At 65.9% G+C, this 17,574-nt stretch carries 14 protein-coding genes; 3 read left to right on the top strand and 11 right to left on the bottom strand.

Features of this window, described 5'->3' with window-relative positions:
* The first annotated feature begins 35 nt into the window (after positions 1-35).
* The gene (locus SB4_RS03375) at positions 36-743 is read left to right on the top strand and encodes a FadR/GntR family transcriptional regulator (RefSeq protein WP_058716484.1); all 708 of its coding nucleotides are present in this window, start codon (positions 36-38) and stop codon (positions 741-743) included.
* A 19-nt stretch (positions 744-762) separates the two neighbouring features.
* Here the strand turns inward: SB4_RS03375 and SB4_RS03370 are convergent, their stop codons facing one another.
* From SB4_RS03370 to SB4_RS03345, 6 genes are all read right to left on the bottom strand, one after another.
* Positions 763-2,610, bottom strand: coding sequence for an FUSC family protein (locus SB4_RS03370; protein ID WP_058751416.1), 1,848 nt, complete (start codon positions 2,608-2,610; stop codon positions 763-765).
* A gap of 397 nt (positions 2,611-3,007) precedes the next feature.
* On the bottom strand, positions 3,008-3,874 hold the full coding sequence (locus tag SB4_RS03365) for a DUF4349 domain-containing protein (protein WP_193753725.1): 867 nt from the start codon (positions 3,872-3,874) through the stop codon (positions 3,008-3,010).
* Between the two features lie 66 nt (positions 3,875-3,940).
* Complete coding sequence (locus tag SB4_RS03360; protein WP_058751414.1) at positions 3,941-4,258, bottom strand: hypothetical protein; 318 nt, start codon at positions 4,256-4,258, stop codon at positions 3,941-3,943.
* A gap of 18 nt (positions 4,259-4,276) precedes the next feature.
* A complete protein-coding gene (locus tag SB4_RS03355) occupies positions 4,277-6,517 on the bottom strand; it encodes an alpha-galactosidase (RefSeq protein WP_082669931.1) in 2,241 nt (746 codons plus the stop codon).
* A gap of 66 nt (positions 6,518-6,583) precedes the next feature.
* On the bottom strand, positions 6,584-8,698 hold the full coding sequence (locus SB4_RS03350; RefSeq protein ID WP_058751413.1) for a TonB-dependent siderophore receptor: 2,115 nt from the start codon (positions 8,696-8,698) through the stop codon (positions 6,584-6,586).
* A 69-nt stretch (positions 8,699-8,767) separates the two neighbouring features.
* Positions 8,768-10,012, bottom strand: a complete 1,245-nt coding sequence (locus SB4_RS03345; RefSeq protein ID WP_058751412.1) for an NAD(P)/FAD-dependent oxidoreductase — start codon at positions 10,010-10,012, stop codon at positions 8,768-8,770.
* Between the two features lie 142 nt (positions 10,013-10,154).
* Here SB4_RS03345 and SB4_RS03340 point away from each other — a divergent pair, with 142 nt between their 5' ends.
* On the top strand, positions 10,155-10,370 hold the full coding sequence (locus SB4_RS03340; RefSeq protein WP_058716478.1) for a DUF4170 domain-containing protein: 216 nt from the start codon (positions 10,155-10,157) through the stop codon (positions 10,368-10,370).
* A gap of 76 nt (positions 10,371-10,446) precedes the next feature.
* Here the strand turns inward: SB4_RS03340 and SB4_RS03335 are convergent, their stop codons facing one another.
* The 5 genes from SB4_RS03335 to carA all read right to left on the bottom strand — a co-directional run bounded on the left by SB4_RS03335 (position 10,447) and on the right by carA (position 16,911).
* Positions 10,447-11,085, bottom strand: a complete 639-nt coding sequence (locus SB4_RS03335) for a rhomboid family intramembrane serine protease (RefSeq protein WP_058733520.1) — start codon at positions 11,083-11,085, stop codon at positions 10,447-10,449.
* A gap of 4 nt (positions 11,086-11,089) precedes the next feature.
* Positions 11,090-11,566 carry a transcription elongation factor GreA gene (greA, locus tag SB4_RS03330; RefSeq protein WP_042483476.1) on the bottom strand — a complete coding sequence of 159 codons (477 nt, stop codon included), beginning with the start codon at positions 11,564-11,566 and terminating at the stop codon, positions 11,090-11,092.
* 94 nt (positions 11,567-11,660) lie between these two features.
* Positions 11,661-14,993, bottom strand: coding sequence for a carbamoyl-phosphate synthase large subunit (gene carB, locus SB4_RS03325; protein WP_058751411.1), 3,333 nt, complete (start codon positions 14,991-14,993; stop codon positions 11,661-11,663).
* Positions 14,993-15,724 carry a hypothetical protein gene (locus tag SB4_RS19430; protein WP_153006041.1) on the bottom strand — a complete coding sequence of 244 codons (732 nt, stop codon included), beginning with the start codon at positions 15,722-15,724 and terminating at the stop codon, positions 14,993-14,995. Before SB4_RS19430 ends, carB begins: the two co-directional genes overlap by 1 nt.
* 5 nt (positions 15,725-15,729) lie before the next feature.
* Positions 15,730-16,911 carry a glutamine-hydrolyzing carbamoyl-phosphate synthase small subunit gene (carA, locus tag SB4_RS03310; RefSeq protein ID WP_058751408.1) on the bottom strand — a complete coding sequence of 394 codons (1,182 nt, stop codon included), beginning with the start codon at positions 16,909-16,911 and terminating at the stop codon, positions 15,730-15,732.
* A gap of 140 nt (positions 16,912-17,051) precedes the next feature.
* Between carA and SB4_RS03305 the strand changes: the two genes are divergently transcribed.
* Positions 17,052-17,504, top strand: coding sequence for a GatB/YqeY domain-containing protein (locus SB4_RS03305; protein ID WP_058751407.1), 453 nt, complete (start codon positions 17,052-17,054; stop codon positions 17,502-17,504).
* Positions 17,505-17,574 lie beyond the last annotated feature (70 nt).

Raw genomic sequence — 17,574 nt, 5'->3', positions numbered from 1 at the left:
GCAACTGCCCCGGCCATCGGGGAGGAACCCACCGAGTGACGACCTTGCAGCGACGCGGACCCGCTCATAGCGCTTTGGCGCGGGACATCGGTGTCGCCATCGTGACCGGACGGATACCCACCGGCTCGACCCTGCCGGGCGAGGTCGATATCGCCGAACAGCGCGGCCTGTCCCGCTCGGTCGTGCGCGAGGCGCTTCGGATGCTGTCGGCCAAGGGGCTGGTGGTCAGCAAGCCGAAGGCGGGCACGCGGGTGCGTGAACGGCATGAATGGAATTTGCTCGACCCCGAACTGCTCGCCTGGATGTTCGAGGGGGAGCCGCCCGCCGGTTTCGTCCAGAGCCTGTTCCAGTTGCGCCTGATCGTCGAGCCCGCCGCCGCCGAGCTGGCTGCGGTCAAGCGCGACACGCGCCAGCTGTCGCGCATGGGGGCCGCGCTGGAGGCGATGGCCGACCATGGCCTGCATACCGAGCAGGGCCGCGCCGCCGACCAGCTGTTCCACAACATCATCCTGGAGGCGACGGGCAACGAACTGCTGGTCAGCCTGTCGGGCAGCATCGGCGCGGCGGTCCACTGGACCACGCTCTACAAGCATCGCAGCACCAAGCTGCCCCGCGACTCCATGCCCGAGCATCGCCAACTGTTCGCCGCCATTGCGGACTCGGACGCCGCCGCCGCACGTGCCGCGACGATCGTGCTGGTCGACCAGGCCCGCGAAGACACCGAACGCGCGCTGGCGCGGTGATCTCCGTGGCCTATCGGACCTAAGCGGCCGAACGCCCCTCGCCCAATTTACCGTGCCACATCATGGCGGCGCGTCCGGCCAGATGACGCATCTCCTGTAACCCCGCGAAATCGGCGCGGCGGTGGGTCAGGCGGTGCAGCCAGCCGCCCAGGTCGTGCGAGGCGATCTCCGCATCCACGCTGGCGCGTCCGGCGGCGCGGCGCGCGGCTTCGATGACGTCGATCGACTGTCCGCTTTCCACCGCCTCGCCGTAATGGCGATGGGCCGCGATCCCCGCCTCGATCCGCTTGGGCAAGGGCGGACCGAAATCGGGGCGAAAGGCAAAGACCGCCAGCAACGCCGCGACACTGCCCGCCACATTGTCGACGATCCGCGCCGATGCGATGCCAAGGCCGGGGTGGAGCATGTCGGTCACGAGCACGAACAGCATCGTCAGGAACATGACGAAGATGGTGTAATTGACCGATCGCAGCGCCATGGTAAGCGCTGCCAGCGCCACTGCCCCCAGCGCAGGCACGATCGGCCCGCCGCCCAGCAGCGGGAACGCCAGCGCCATGGCCCCGCCCAGCAGGCTGCCCAGGATACGCTCCAGCCCGCGCGACCAGGTGACGCGCACGTCCCCCTGTAACACGACGATCACCGCCATCGCCGCCCAATAGGGATAACCGAGCCCGAACACCGCCACCACATAATAGACCGCGACCAGCCCCCCGGCTTGGCGCAACCCCTGCTGGATCATCGCCAGCGAAGACGCGCGGGGCGACCAAGCGTCCTCGGAAAGCGCGACGACCGGCGGCTCGCGGCGACCGGCTAGGATATCGAGCGCATTTCCGAATGCGGCCGCACATCCCCGGAACAGCGGTTGCGGCATATCCGCGCAGAGCCGCTGCAGGACAGTCCGCGCCTCCGCCATCGCCGCCGTCTCCTGCCCTCCGGCCACGAACCAGCTCGCCACTGCCAAGCGACAAGCCTCCGCCACCGCCGATCGATCCTCGACCGATCCCCAGCGATCGATGCACGCCTGGTCGAGCGCCAGCAGCGCGCCGAACATCGTCTCCGCCGCTACCAGTTCGCGCCGCGCCGTCCGCTCGGGACCCGTCTCTCCGTCATAGCGGGTCAGGACATCGCGAAACCGTTCGATCGCCAGGCGGACGGCGCGGCGATGCTCAGCGTGATCGCTATGCCACTGCGCGTCGCGGTGTGCGGCCTCGCGCAGGGCGGCCAGTTCATCGGCCATGTCGAGCAGCCGCGCGCTCACCGCCCGGCTGGCGCGACGCAGCGGATCGAAGGCGTCGATCCGCCACAGGAACGTGATGAGCAGATAGCTCCACACTGCCCCTGCGAAAAAGGCGCTGGCCAGCAGTGACGCTTGGTCAAGGTCGTGCGGAAAACCCACTGCCACGACCGCGACGACCGCCGACAGGGTGCCGACCAGCCCCCCGAACTTCAACCGCCCGGCCAGCGCGGTCACGACGAAGACCAGCAACGGGCCGATCACCATCGCGCCATGCGGCACGAACGACGCCAGCCACGATCCGACCAAGGCGACGAGCGCGCCACCGACCACGAACACGGCCAGCAGGCGGCGACGCAGCCGGTTCGGCCCCGGCGCATCGCACAGGCATGTCCAGAAGGCGGCATAGACCGCCCACCCCCAAAGGCTCTGGCCCGTCACGATCGCCAGGACCAGCGGCAGCCCCACGGCCAGCGCCGCACGCAGCCCCTCCGCATAGTTCCAATGCTCGGGCAGCAGGCTGAACGACCGCAGCTCCAGACGCCGCCCCAGCCACCGGATCGCCCGCTGCACCCCATGTCGATCGACCGGCCGCCCTTCGACATAGGCCTGCTTGGTCACACGCGTCTCCACCGTCCTGCCCTGCCGCTATTCGCCGCTTTTCCGGCCGGGCCCGAACTCGGTCCTCAGTCCGAAGCCGCCGCCCCTCTGAAAACCGAAGGAAATACCTGGGGCAAGCTGGAAACGGAGCGGACGGGACAGCAATCTGTCGGCAGGCGGCGGGTCGGGCATCGGGCCTAACCTCAACGACCGATCGTCCTTCCGTCCGCAGACGACGACTTCACCGGTCGTCGTCGGGGCGGGGCATGACCGGGGAAGCACCATCACGGGACCCGCAATCGGTGCGGGCAGCGACGAGGTGGCGACTTCGGCCTGCTGAACGTCGAACATGAACCCTCCCGGCGAACGGGCGGATCGTAACCGACAACGAATCCGCCTTCAATCTCGCGGGTCGAGCATCATGCCTGGGTCATTCGTCCGGGTCCGTAACCTTCCTTCGCCATGGCCGACGCCAGCCCCGCCTGCGCGCGACCCAGCGCAGGCCCGCCAACACGCCGCCCCCCAGGATCAGCCAGGGAAACGCCGCGACCACCGCCGTGATCAGCGCCGCCAGACTGTTGCTCAGCGTCTCGCCAGCCGAGCGCAGGCTCGCGCCGATCGCCGACTGGTCGTCCGCCCGGTCCTTATAGACATAGCTGATCGTCACCGACGACATGGCGACCCGCTGGGCGAGCCCCGCGCGTTCCTGGCGCGCCGCATCCAGTTCCTCCTGCGTGGTGGCATAGGCGCGCTCGGCCTGGACCAGTTCGCCGACATTGCCCTTGCCGGACCCGATGATCGCCAGCAACCGTTCGGCCAGCGCCTGCTTGGCGCGGACCTTGGCGTCCGCGTCGATCACGCGGCGGGTGACATCCTCTGCCGTCGAGGCGCGCTCGGAAAGGCGCGCGCCACCTTCGCTCGCCAGCGCGTCGAGGCGCTGGTTGATCCCGGTGGCCAGCCGCGCATCGACCAGCAGCAGCGCCTCGTCGCTGGAGACATGCTCCTCGGGTCCCGGCGTATGAAGGGTCGACCGAACGACCATACAGCGCGCGGCCCCCAGCTTGCGGCACAAGGCGAGTTGCGCGCCCTGCACCTGCGCCACGACGGGCCGATCAAAGGCATAGGTGACGGTATAATCATAGGCGATCTGCCGTCCGGCGGGGGACGGTGGCGCGGCTTCCGCCGGCGGCTCCTGCACGTCGAAGGTGCTGAGCTTTTCGGTCGTACGATGGACAGTCGGCTGCCCACACGCCGCCAGCAGCATCGCTGCCCCTATTACCTTCTTACCGCCCATCATCGACACTCTCCCCCTCGGTCGCCGATGGTCGTCGTCCGCCACCCCTTTCGTCAAGGGCATGGCATATTATCGCGCGGGGCGGGCGGCGGGTTCGTGTTCGACCTGGCCCAGATAATCCCGGCGATACCCCTTCAGCGCAGCGAACATACAGGTCGTGCTGGGGCGCGCGTCGGGTCCGTCGGCGTCGATTTCCGATGCCGGGATCAAATAGTCGCCATAGGGCAGCTTGCCCGTCCGCGAATAATGCACGCCCAGCGACTTCACATGGCATTTCGCCGCCGCCCGGGCGAGCGCGCGGTTGGTGAGGAGCGGCTTCTCTTTGGGTGTGGTGGCGCATCCGGCCAGAATCACGCCCAGCGCCACGCCATATCCCGCAACCTTCATATCCAGCCGCCCCGCCGTTCAGTTCGTCGCCTCGAAAACGAACGCGGCCCCGACATAATCGCCTTTCAACGGCGCGCGCAGCCCCCGGTTCATCCAATAGGCGCCGGACGCTTGGGCAGGCACGCCCGCAGGCCGCGCCGATCCGTCGAGCATCCTGACCGCATAGGTCCGCGCGGGGTCCAGCCCCTGGGCGTGGATGGCTGCGGGATTGTCGCGCCACATCGAGGAATGCAGCATCTGGAACAGCACCGCCTGCCTCTTGTCCTGCCCGACATACATGGTCGCCGCGGTGGCATTGTCGCCCGTCGGCGACTCCAGCCGATAGAGCGCACCGCGCTGCACCGTCTCGCGGATCGTCTTATAGGCCGCCACCCATTTGCGCGCGGTGGCGAAGTCGGCATCGCCCCATTTGTCAAGGTTGGCACCAATCCCCAGACCGCCCTGCATCGACGACAGGAAACGATAGTCCAGGCTGGTTACGCGGGTGTTCGCCCAATTGGGACTGTCGGTGACCCAGGCCATCATGACGGCGACCGGATAGGCGCGGGTAAAGCCGTCCTGGATGGTCAGCCGGTCGGCGGGGTCGGTATTGTCCGACGGCCAGACCTCGTCGGTCAGCCCGATGATCCCCAAGTCGACGCGACCGCCGCCGCCCGAGCACCCCTCGATCTCCAGCTTCGGATGACGCCGCCGCAGCTCGGAAAGGATATGATAGAGGTTACGGACATAATCGACATAGACGCGCTGCTGGTCGGCGACCGGCTGCTCGGGCCAGCCCGCCTCGGTCCAGTTGCGGTTATAGTCCCATTTGAGGAAGGCGATGTCGTTCTCGCTGACCAGCTTGTCAAGCACGCTCAGCAGGTGGTCGCGCACGTCAGTGCGGGCGAGGTTCAGGACCAGCTGGTTGCGCCCCTCGGTCCGCGGGCGTCCGGGGAAGTTCAGCACCCAGTCGGGATGCGCGCGGTACAGGTCGCTGTCGACATTGACCATCTCGGGCTCGACCCACAGGCCGAAGTCCATGCCCAACCCCTTCACCCGATCGATCAGGGGTTTGAGGCCGTTCGGGAATTTGGTCGGGTTGACCGTCCAGTCGCCCAGACCCGCCTTGTCACTGTTGCGCGCGCCGAACCAGCCGTCATCGACCACGAAGCGCTCGACGCCGATCTTCGCGGCCTTTTCCGCCAGCGCCATCTGCCCCGCCTCGGTCACGTCGAAAGCGGTCGCCTCCCAGCTGTTATAAAGGACCGGTCGCAGCCGCGCCTTGGTTCCATGCGGCAGGATATGCGCGACCTCGAACTGGTGGAAGGTCCGCGACGCGCCGCCCAGCCCGTCGCCCGAATAGCCCGCATAGAAGACCGGCGTGTCCAGCGTTTCGCCCGGCTTCAGCGTCCAGGAAAAGTCGTAAGGGTTATAGCCGCCCGCGATCCGCACCCGGCCCAGATTGTCCGACGCCACGCTGATGCGGAACGACCCTGACCAGGCGAGCGCGCCATACCAGACGGGTCCGTGGACTTCGCTGGTCAGCCCTTCGCGGCCGATCGCGAACCAGGGGTTGTTGCCATGGCCGGTCGATCCCCGACGGCTCTCCAGCACGGTTTCCGCCGCCTCGACGGGTACGACCTTTTGCGTCCATTCGGCGGCGTGGCGGCCGGTCAGATAGTGGAGCCGGTAATCATCCCCGACCGGCAGCGAGAAGACCGCCGCCGCCAGCTGGTCCAACCGCACCGGCTTCGTATCGCCGTTACGTACCTTGGCCGAACGCGCGACGATGCCGGTCTCGGGATCGATGGTATAGGTCAGGGTGACGAACAGCGGGCGGCGGATATCGGCCAGCTCGACGGTCAGCGTCTCGCCGCTCGCCCGGTGGCTGCGATATTTGAGGACCAGATCGCGATTGCCGTCGGCAAACAGCGCCTTCACGCCCGGTTCGCTGACCAGCCCCTCGCCCTGCCCCGGAAATTCCTGCGGCGTGACCGACCCGGCGGGATCGAAGCCCGACAGTTCGCCGGGTCCCTTCAGGACGATGGGATCGCCCGTCTTGACGGGATCGCCGGAGACCAGCGGATCGCCCTCGGCCAGCGCCGATCCCCAATAGAGCGGCTGGAGATAGCCTTTCTCATCCACGCCCATCGCATAGGTAACGCCGCCGCCATCGAGGCGGAACACCCTGGCCCCGGACGGCGCCGTCACCTTTGCCATGACCGGCGTGGCGAGGGCAGCCACCGCCACCCCCGCCCATATTGCGTCGCGCCAGCGCATCAGACTCTCCTGCAAACCTTTGCATTAAGTCTGACATAGTGCGGCGGCGCGATGCAAGCGGTTGTTTCAGAAAGCGACGCGCGCCGACACCCGAACGGTGCGCGGCGCACCGGGATAGGTCCAGACCTGGCTGTACGAGCTCATCGCATAATGAACGTCGAACAGATTGTCGGCTTCGGCCCGCACGGTCAGCGCGGGTGTCACGCCGATCTCGCCCGCGATCTTGGCCTTGGTATAGGCGGGCAAGCGCAGGCCGCTGGCATCGAGCGCCCCTGCCCGGTCGCCGACATAGGTCGCCCCCGCCGAAACCGACCATTCGGTGCCCCAGCCGGTCGGATAGCGACCGACAGCGAACAGCGTACCCGAATGCTTGGCGACGTTCAGCACGTCGGGCGTCAGGAAGGTACGGTCGTCCGCGCGCGCATCGATATAGGCGTAATTGCCCACGATCTGCCACCGCTTGGCAAGGTCGAACGAGGCATCGAGCTCGACGCCGCGGCTCTTCAACGATCCGACCGGCGCATTGTAGTTGGCGTTGACCGGATCGGTGGTCAGGATGCCGCGCTTGTCGATGTTGAAATAGGTCGCCGCGACATTGACGCCCGGCCAGCGCCCGGCGACGCCCAGTTCATAGCCTCGCGCCTCTTCGGGGCCGAACGCCGCGCCTTCGGGATCGCTGGCGGTCGGTCGCCCGCTGCCCGAGTTGAGCAGGAAGGACTCGCCCCAATTGGCGTGGACCGCCACCGTGTCGGTCACCCGGTAGCGCGCGCCGACCCGGAACTTGACCGGATCGCCCGTGGCCCGGGTGGTCAGACCCGTCAGGTTGCGACGCAGCTGCTGGCGATACAGGTCATACCGCACGCCCCCGGTCAGGGTCAGCCGGTCGGTGACGTCCCACATATCCTGCGCATAGATCGCGCCCGACGCCCGCGTCTCCGTCTGGTTCAGGAAGGGCAGCAGGGTCGGCTGCGGCCCGCCATAGACGGGATCGAACACATCGATGGCATAAGGGTTCGCCGCACTGGGATTGCGACGGCGCAGCAGCTCCAGATACCGCAGCGTATAGCCCTTCAAGCCGATGCTGGGATGATGCACGCCCCATGCATCGAAGCGCCCGGCCAGCTCGATCCGTGCCGCCAGATCCTCGGACTCGTAACCCCGCTCGCGCCGTTGCCGCCACAGGGTGCGGTTGTCGACCAGCCGCGACTGGTCGCTCGACAGGCCGCGCAGCGTGGCATAGCGCCAGACCACACCGCCGTTCAGCGACCATTCGCCGCCCAGCGCCTGCTCGCCGGTCAGCTGCAACCGGGTGTTGCGCGCCCGCGTGATCCCGTCACGGGGCTCGCCATAATAACGGTTGCTCGGCACCGCGAGCGCATCGCCGCGGATTGCGGGTACGCCCCGGTCGAAGGCAGAGTCGAAAGTCGTATATTCGGCCAGCGCGGTCAGCTTCGTGCCGACACGCGGCTGCCAGGTCAGCGACGGCGACACCACCCGACGCGACGGGTTGGTGAAGTCACGGTAACCATCCGAGTCCTCGGCCGCGACGACGATCCGCCCCGCCAGCGTCGAGGATAGCGGGCCGGTCACGTCCAACTCGCCACGCCGCGTGTTGAACGATCCGTACAGCACGGTCGCGTTGACCGCCGAGGTGAAGCGCGGCGTCTTCGACACGATATTGACCCGGCCCGCCGGATCGATGTCACCGAACACCGCGCCGGCCGGGCCCTTCAACACCTCGATCCGCTCGGTCGTCGCCGGGTCGCGCGGCGGGGCGAGGCCGCGATTGGCGAGAAAGCCGTCGATATAATATTCCGCCCCGCCATCGGGCGTGCCCAGGAAACCCCGGATCGCGAAATTGTCGAGGAAGCCCCCGCGATTATTCTGCTGGCTGATCCCGCTGAACAGCTCCAGCGCATCCGACAGGCGATAGGTGCCGTTGGCGACCAGCAGGTCGCGCTCCAGCGAACGGCTCGACTGCGACATGCGCCGGGTCAGAAGATCGGACCCCAGGCTGGTATCGCGATCCGACCGGGTGCCGAGCACGACGATATCGCCGTGATCGTCCGGCACCGGATCGCTGCCCTGCGCCTGCTGGGCCAGGGCCGGCGTGGCGGCCAGCACCAGCGCCAGGCATGAGGACGTCAGCCGAAACCCCCTCGGCTTGAAATGAATGGACATGCAATTCTCCCGTGGGAGGCGCGCATATCCGGCGACCAGGTATGTTACAACATCTCTTTAACAAAAATTTCAGGTCAGCGGCCACAACGTCTTAAGCGGCCGGTCGGTATCGGCCAGCGCGTCTTCGGCAATCGTCGCGCCATCGGCGACCAGCGCCTTACCCTGCACGAAATCGCGCATCGCATTGACGCAATCGAGCGAGATCACCCGCCCCTTTCGCAGATACACGACCGAGAAACTCCGCGTCGCCGGGTCGCCGCGCAGCACGGTCCGGTCATGGCCGATCGACAAGCCGACCGTCTGTAGCTTCAGGTCATATTGATTGGACCAGAACCACGGCACCGCATGATAGGCCACGTCGCGGCCCATGATCGTGCGCGCGACGACGGTCGCCTGGTCGTTGGCGTTCTGCACCGACTCCAGCCGGATCACCGCTTCGTCGGCAAAGGCGTTGGCGTGGGCGGCACAGTCGCCGATCGCAAAGACATGGGCCAGACTGGTCCGCCCCTGGGCATCGACCGTCACGCCATTCTCGCCCGCCGCCCCGGCGGCGACCAGCGGCGCGACCGCGGGCACGATCCCGATACCGACGATCACCAATTGCGCAGGCAGGACCACACCATCGGCCAGCCGCACACCGGTGACGGCCCCCTCCCCCTCGATACAGGTCACGCCGTCGTTCAGGCGGACGGTGACGCCATGCTGGCGGTGCTCGTCCTCATAGAAGCGCGACAGCGGCTCGCCCGCGACCCGCGCCAGTACCCGGTCCTGCGCCTCGACGATGGTGACGGCCTTGCCGAACTTGGTCAGCACGGCGGCCGCCTCCAGCCCGATATAGCCGCCGCCGATCACCACCACCTGCTCGACCGAGGGTAGTTCAGCGATCAGCCGGTCGACATCCGCGCGGGTCCGCACGGAATGGACGCCGCGCAGATCATGGCCGTCGCAGTTCAACCGCCGCGCATGGCCGCCCGCCGCCCAGATTAGCGTGCCATAGGCGATCAGCGTGCCGCTCGCGCTGGTCAGGCACCGCGCCTCCGCATCGACCGCGACGATCCGCTCGCCCAGCCGCAGCGTCACGCTGCGCTCCGCCCAGAAACGCTCGGGCCGGATCAGGATACGCTCGAACGGCTTGTCTCCGGCCAGATACTCCTTGGACAAAGGCGGCCGCTCATAGGGCGGGAAATCCTCTTCGCCGATCAGCGCGATCGTGCCGTCGAACCCCTCCTGTCGCAGGGCGATGGCCGCCTGCGCCCCGGCATGGCCGGTGCCGACGATAACGATGTCGTAAGAGGGATGGTGCATATCGGTCATGGCGCTATCCCTAGGATGGATGGACGGCGTCTGCCAATCACCATGCCCCTGTCCCTATGACAAAGCGTTGCGATAGCGAAAGAGCGTCTTCAATCGCGCCGCTGTTGTCGCTAGGGGAAAGCGCAAATCCTCAGGAGATACCATGAGCAAGCTGCACCTCGTGTTCGGCGGCCGCGTCAGCGATCCGCAGACTCTCGATTTCGTCGACCCCTCCGCCCTCGAAGTGGTCGGCATCTTCCCCGACTATGCCAGCGCCGAAAAGGCCTGGCGCGCCGCGGCACAGCGGACCGTCGACGATGCCGAGATGCGGTTCGTGGTGGTGCACCTGCACCGCCTGCTGGAGCCGACGCTGGGCTGAGCCGGATACTGGGCGAGGTCGGGATATAGCCTTCGACCTCGCCCGGATCGAACGAAGCTCGGGCATTACGCCCCCCTTAAGCGTTACGATAACGCCACAGGAGAAGCGGGCGGGCAAAGACCAGCCCGGCGATGAAGCCGCCGATATGCGCGGCGACGGCAATCGCGCCCATGCCCATCCCGGCATAGCCGATCAGCAGCTGGATACCGATCCAGCCCGCCGCCAGCCACAGGACATGGGTGAACTCGGCCGACAGCCCGGCGACGCCCTTGGTCGCCCGCCGCCGCCCGAAGAGCAGCGCATAGGCCCCGACGATCGCGGAAATCGCGCCGCTCGCGCCGATCATCGGCATGGGCGAGGCAGGATCGGGAAAATATTGCGCCAGCGCGGCGGCATAGGCGCCCACCACGTACAGGATCGCGATCCCGCGCGGCCCCAGCGCCCGCTCGGTCTGCGCGCCGCAATAGACCAGCATCACCAGGTTGAACGCGATATGCGCAAAGCCGCCATGGATCAGCGTCGCGGTCAGCGGCGTCAGGATGGTTGGCACCGCAAAGCCGAAATCGGGGGGCAAGGCCGCCCCCTCGAAGCGCAGCGGGATGAAACCGCCCGCAACCGCTGCATCCGGCACCATGCCGGTGACGATCAGGGCCAGCGACACGGCCGCCGTGACGGCCGCGATGGCCGTGGTCGCCCGTGCCGCTGTCCAGTCCATCGGATCAGATGAACTCGATCTTGCTGACGACGTAATAGCGGTCGCCCGACGGCACCGTCACCTCGACCTCTTCGTCCAGCTTGCGCCCGATCAGCGCACGGCCGAGCGGCGAGTTGTAGCTGATGCGACCGGTCTTGGCGTCTGCCTCGGTCTGGCCGACGATCTGATACTTGACCGGCTTGTCATCCTCGTCGAGCAGCGTGACGGTCGCACCGAACACGATCTTGTCGCCCGACAGATCCTTCGGGTCGATGATCTGCGCACGGCTCAGCTTGTCCTCGATGTCGGCGATCGTCGCCTCGACCTGGCCCTGCCGTTCCTTGGCCGCATGATATTCGGCGTTTTCGGACAGGTCGCCATGAGCGCGCGCTTCCTCGATCGCGTCGACGATCAGCGGCCGCTCTTCTTTCAGACGCCGCAGGTCCTGGGTGAGCTTGTCATAGCCCTCCTGGAGCATCGGCATCTTTTCGACGGTCGCCATATTCCTAGTCCCCAATTCTTACGCATTCCCGGTACGGACCGCCCTCCCCAAAGGGACGAGCGGCCCGCCAGCACATCATGTTCTCATGTCGGGATCAGTTGTGCGAACGCGAATAGTAGGATTGCAGGGGACGTACTTCAAGACCACGGCTGCCAGCGGCCGCAATCGCCTTCGCCGCCTCGACGCTGGCGGGCGCCGTGGTGAAGTAGGGAATCTTCTGACCGAGCGCGGCTTCGCGGATCGGCTTGGAGTCCTTCAGGCTCTGCCACCCCTCGGTCGTGTTGAAGATCAGGGTGATGCCGCCGTCCTTGATCCGGTCGACGATATGGGGCCGTCCCTGCGCCACCTTGTTGATCTTCTCGACCGTCACACCGGCCCGATCGAGATAATCGGCGGTGCCGCCGGTCGCGACGATGGCGAAGCCTGCCTCCGACAGCATCCGGGCGGCGGGAACGATCTGTTCCTTGTCGCCGTCCTTCACGCTGATGAAGACCGCGCCTTCGGTCGGCAGGACGGTGCCCGCCCCCAGCTGCGACTTGGCGAAGGCGGTGGTGAAGTCGGGGTCGATGCCCATGACTTCGCCGGTCGACTTCATCTCCGGCGATAGCACCGGATCGACGCCGGGGAAGCGCGCGAAGGGGAAGACCGCTTCCTTGACCGCGTAATAATCGATGTGGCGATCGATGGGCGGCAGATCAGCGAGCTTCTCGCCCGCCATGACACGCGCGGCGATCTTGGCGATGGGCGTGCCGATCGCCTTGGCGACGAAGGGCACGGTGCGGCTGGCGCGGGGGTTGACCTCGATGAGGTAGACCGTGCCGTCCTTCACCGCGAACTGGATGTTCATCAGGCCGCGGACGTTGAGGCCGCGCGCGAGCGCTTCCGCCTGACGCTCGATCTCGGCGATGATCTCGGCCGACAGGCTGTAGGGCGGCAGCGAGCAGGCGGAGTCGCCCGAATGGACGCCCGCTTCCTCGATATGCTGGAGCACACCCGCCACGACGACCTGGTCGCCGTCGCAGATCGCGTCCACGTCCACCTCGATCGCGTCCCGCAGATACTGGTCGATCAGGACCGGGGCGTCGCCCGACACCTGCACCGCCGTCTGGATATAATCCTCCAGCTGCTGCGGGCCGTCGACGATCTCCATCGCGCGACCGCCCAGGACGAAGCTGGGGCGCATCAGCACCGGATAGCCGACGCGCTCGGCAACGATCAGCGCTTCCTCACGGCTGCGCGCGATGCCGTTCTTGGGCTGGTGCAGCTTCAGCTTGTCGACGAGTGCGGCGAACTGCTCGCGGTCCTCGGCCAGGTCGATCGCATCGGGGCTGGTACCCAGGATCGGGATACCGGCCGATTCCAGCGCTCGGGCGAGGTTCAGCGGGGTCTGGCCGCCGAACTGCACGATCACGCCGACCAGCTCGCCCTTCGACTTCTCGACGTCGAGAATGGCGAGAACGTCCTCGGCGGTCAGCGGCTCGAAATACAGCCGGTCCGAGGTGTCATAGTCAGTGCTGACCGTTTCCGGGTTGCAGTTGACCATGATCGTCTCATAGCCCGCATCCGCCAGCGCGAAGCAGGCGTGGCAGCAGCAATAGTCGAACTCGATGCCCTGCCCGATCCGGTTCGGACCGCCGCCCAGGATCACGATCTTCTTGCGGTCGCTGGGGACCGCCTCGTCCTCGGGCTCGCCGAAGGTCGGGGCTTCATAGGTCGAGTACATGTACGGCGTCTTGGCGTCGAACTCGGCCGCGCAGGTGTCGATCCGCTTGAACACCGGACGCACGCCCAGCTTCTGGCGATGCTCGCGCACCTCCTGCTCGGTGACGCCGCCGGTCATCATCTTGACGACCTCGTGGATCAGGCCCGAGCCGCGTGCGATGCCGCGATCCATGCCACGCAGATTGGCCGACTGGAGCGCCAGATAGGCCAGCCGCTTGTCGGAGAAGCCCATCGCCTTCAGGCGGCGCATACCGGCCGCATCCTGCGGCAGGCCGTTTTCCATGACTTCCGCCTCGGCCGCGACGATCTCGGCGATCCGCTCCAGGAACCAGGGATCGTACTTCGCGATCGCATGGACTTCGGCGACGGTGAAGCCCTCGCGCAGCGCCTGCGCCGCGACCAGCAGCCGGTCCGGGGTCGCCTTGGCCAGCGCCGCCTCGATCTCGGCACGGGGCGCGCCGACCAGATGCTCGACATCGTTGAAGCCGCTGAGACCCGTCTCCAGGCCGCGCAGCGCCTTCTGCATGGACTCGTGGATGTTGCGGCCGATCGCCATGACCTCGCCGACCGACTTCATCGCGGTCGACAGGACGGGTTCAGAGCCCTTGAACTTCTCGAAGGCGAAGCGCGGGATCTTGGTGACGACATAGTCGATCGTCGGCTCGAACGAGGCCGGGGTCGCGCCGGTGATGTCGTTCTCGATCTCATCCAGCGTATAGCCGACCGCCAGCTTGGCCGCGACCTTGGCGATCGGGAAGCCGGTCGCCTTCGACGCCAGCGCGGAGGAGCGCGACACGCGCGGGTTCATCTCGATGACGATCAGGCGGCCGTCCTTGGGATTGACCGCGAACTGCACGTTCGAGCCGCCCGTCTCCACGCCGATCTCACGCAGCACCGCCAGGCTGGCGTTGCGCATGATCTGATATTCCTTGTCGGTCAGGGTTAGCGCGGGCGCGACGGTGATCGAGTCGCCGGTGTGGACGCCCATCGGATCGATATTCTCGATCGAGCAGATGATGATGGAATTGTCGTTGCGATCGCGCACGACCTCCATCTCATATTCCTTCCAACCGAGGAGCGATTCCTCGATCAGCACCTCGGTCGTCGGCGAGGCGTCGAGTCCGGCGCGGACGATCGCGATGAACTCCTCGCGATTATACGCGACGCCGCCGCCGGTGCCGCCCAGCGTGAAGCTGGGACGGATGATCGCGGGCAGGCCGACCTTCTCCAGGCCCTCCAGCGCTTCCTTCTCGGAATGGGCGATCGCGGAGCGGGCCGATTCCAGCCCGATCTTCTCCATCGCCGCCTTGAACTTCTGACGGTCCTCGGCCTTGTCGATCGCCTCGGCATCGGCGCCGATCATCTGGACGCCGAACTTTTCCAGCGTGCCGTCATGGAATAGCGCCAGCGCGGTGTTCAGCGCGGTCTGGCCGCCCATGGTCGGCAGGACCGCGTCGGGGCGCTCCTTCTCGATGATCTTGGCGACGACGGCGGGCGTGATCGGCTCGACATAGGTCGCGTCGGCCAACTCAGGGTCCGTCATGATCGTCGCCGGGTTCGAATTGACCAGGACGATGCGATAGCCCTCTTCCTTCAAGGCCTTGATTGCCTGCGTGCCCGAATAGTCGAACTCGCACGCCTGGCCGATGACGATGGGCCCCGCGCCGATGACGAGGATGGAGGAGATGTCAGTGCGTTTTGGCATTACAATTTATCCAAATCGGCGTGAAAATGGGTTTTAACGAATGCCTTTATGGCGTCGATCAGCAGAGACACGGCTACTTGTTTGGCAGTTTCAGCCAGAAGACGCGATGCATCTTCGACCGCCATTAAGACGCCGACTTTCACCTGCAGTAACTTTAGATTGCCGGTTGACCAAAGCGTCTCAGCGACGTCGAGAGCACTTAGCACACGATGGCGTTCTTGCTCATCGACGCCCGGAAGATTCACCCCCCTTACGTACTCTTTGACATCGGCAAATTTATCGGCAATCTCCGCCGCTTCTGGAGAATTATGGTCAAATTGGACAACTCTGTCGGAAGCGGGCGCCACCTGATTCTTGAGAAGATACGATACATCAGGATAGGAATTTTTTATATTGGCAAGAACTTCTGCCATCCAAGGCTTACCGAGTTTGTCAGCCTTGGAATAAGGGCCTTTTACATCACCCATCAAATTTACGAAAAGGTGATGAGCCTGAGATCTATTCCAATGAAAATAATCTGAAGCGAATGGATCGCTTATTATCGAAATTACGTTATTTGCGATGAGATACTCAATCACCTCATCCATATAGGCAGCACTCGGAACTTGCTTATATGCACGACTAAATGCAATCCGAAATTCACCGGGCTTCCTCACCGAAATAAACGGCGATTCATCATCCGCCCGAATGTCGCGCAAGATTGCCGCCAGAATGTAATCAGATCCATTCATCCGGCTTACTTCAGCGCCCCCACGAACCGCTCGAACAGATAGAAGCTGTCCTGCGGCCCCGGCGAGGCTTCGGGGTGGTACTGGACCGAGAAGGCCGGGCGGTCGGTCAGTTCCAGACCCGCATTCGACCCGTCGAACAGCGACACATGCGTCTCGCGCGCGTTCGCGGGCAGCGTCTCGCGCTCGACCGCGAAGCCGTGGTTCATGCTGGTGATCTCGACCAGACCGTCCGACAGGCGCTTGACCGGGTGGTTCGCGCCGCGGTGGCCTTGGTGCATCTTGGTGGTCTTGGCGCCGACAGCCAGACCGAGCAGCTGGTGGCCCAGGCAGATGCCGAACAGCGGCTTGCCGGTGTCGAGCAGCTGGCGGATCACCGGCACCGCATATTCGCCCGTCGCCGCCGGATCGCCGGGACCGTTGGACAGGAAGATGCCGTCCGGGTTCAGCGCCATCACGTCCTCATAGGACGCGGTGGCGGGGACCACCGACACCTTCGCACCGGCCTGAACCAGGTTGCGGAAGATGTTGTGCTTGCTGCCATAATCGATCGCGACGACGTGCGGGCGATCCTGCCCCTCGGCCCCGGCATAGCCGAAGCCCAGCCGCCACAACCCGCCTTCGCGCGTCTCGCCCCAGCCATAATGCAGCTCGGTCGACACGTCCTTGGCGAGGTCCATGCCCTCCAGCCCCGGCCAGGCGCGCGCCTTTTCCAGCAGTGCGGCGATGTCGAACTCGCCGGCGGCCGAATGCGCGATCACGCCGTTGGGCGCTCCGGCGGCGCGGATACGGCGGGTCAGCGCGCGGGTGTCGATGCCCGCCAGGCCGATGCGGTTGTGCCGCGCCATCCATCCGGCCAGGTTCTCCATCGCGCGGAAATTGGACGGGGCAGTCGGGTCCTCGCGGACGATCATGCCCAGCGCGTGCGGCGCGTCCGCCTCGATATCGTCGGGGTTCGCCCCCACATTGCCGATATGCGGGAAGGTGAAGGTGATGATCTGGCCCGCGAAGGACGGATCGGTCATGATCTCCTGATAGCCGGTCATCGCGGTGTGGAAGCACACCTCTCCGACGGCATCACCCTCGACGCCGAAACCGCGCCCCCATAACACGTCTCCGTTCGCCAGAACGAGAACGCCCGTGGCGCCTTCAGGCTTTTCGGGCATGGCGAATGGCTTGGCGTCGGCCATGATCGGCGGGCACTCCTGCTAAAATGTCTGCAATGTCGCTAAGTGGCGTCCGCTAGGCCCATCGGGCGTTCGCGTCAACCGGTTCACGGAATTGGTTCCATCGGCTATCGTCCCCGCCTTTCAGACAAGACGGAAAAAACATGATTCGCGACGACATCAAGGCCGCGCAGGTGGCCGCCATGAAAGCGGGCGACAAGGAAAGCCGCGCGGCGATCAGCCTGATCCAGGCCGCCATCAAGAACCGCGACATCGAACTCCGCACCGGCGACGCACCCGCCGATGACGACATGGTCGTGATCGAAGTGCTGCAAAAGATGGTCAAGCAGCGCCGCGAGTCGATCGCCATGTACGAACAGGGCGGCCGCCAGGAACTGGCCGACGTCGAAAAGGCCGAGGTCGCGGTGATCGAGCGCTTCCTGCCGCAGACGCTGACCGAGGACGAAACGAAGGCTGCGATCGAAGCGATCAAGGCGGAGATCGGGGCGAGCGGCATGAAGGACATGGGGCGCGTCATGGCCGAGCTGAAGGCGCGGCATGCGGCGGTGCTGGATATGAGCAAGGCCAGCGGGTTGGTGAAGGCGGCTTTGGTGTAGTTTGCGGTTGGGGAGTGGGTCTAGTGCGGGGTTTCGATCGCGAGCGCGGCCCCCTCCCCCAACCCCTCCC

Source organism: Sphingomonas sanguinis (assembly GCF_001476905.1).
GTDB lineage: Bacteria > Pseudomonadota > Alphaproteobacteria > Sphingomonadales > Sphingomonadaceae > Sphingomonas > Sphingomonas sanguinis_B.
Note: the sequence above shows the minus strand (reverse complement) of the source record. Positions and strands in the feature narration are given on the sequence as shown.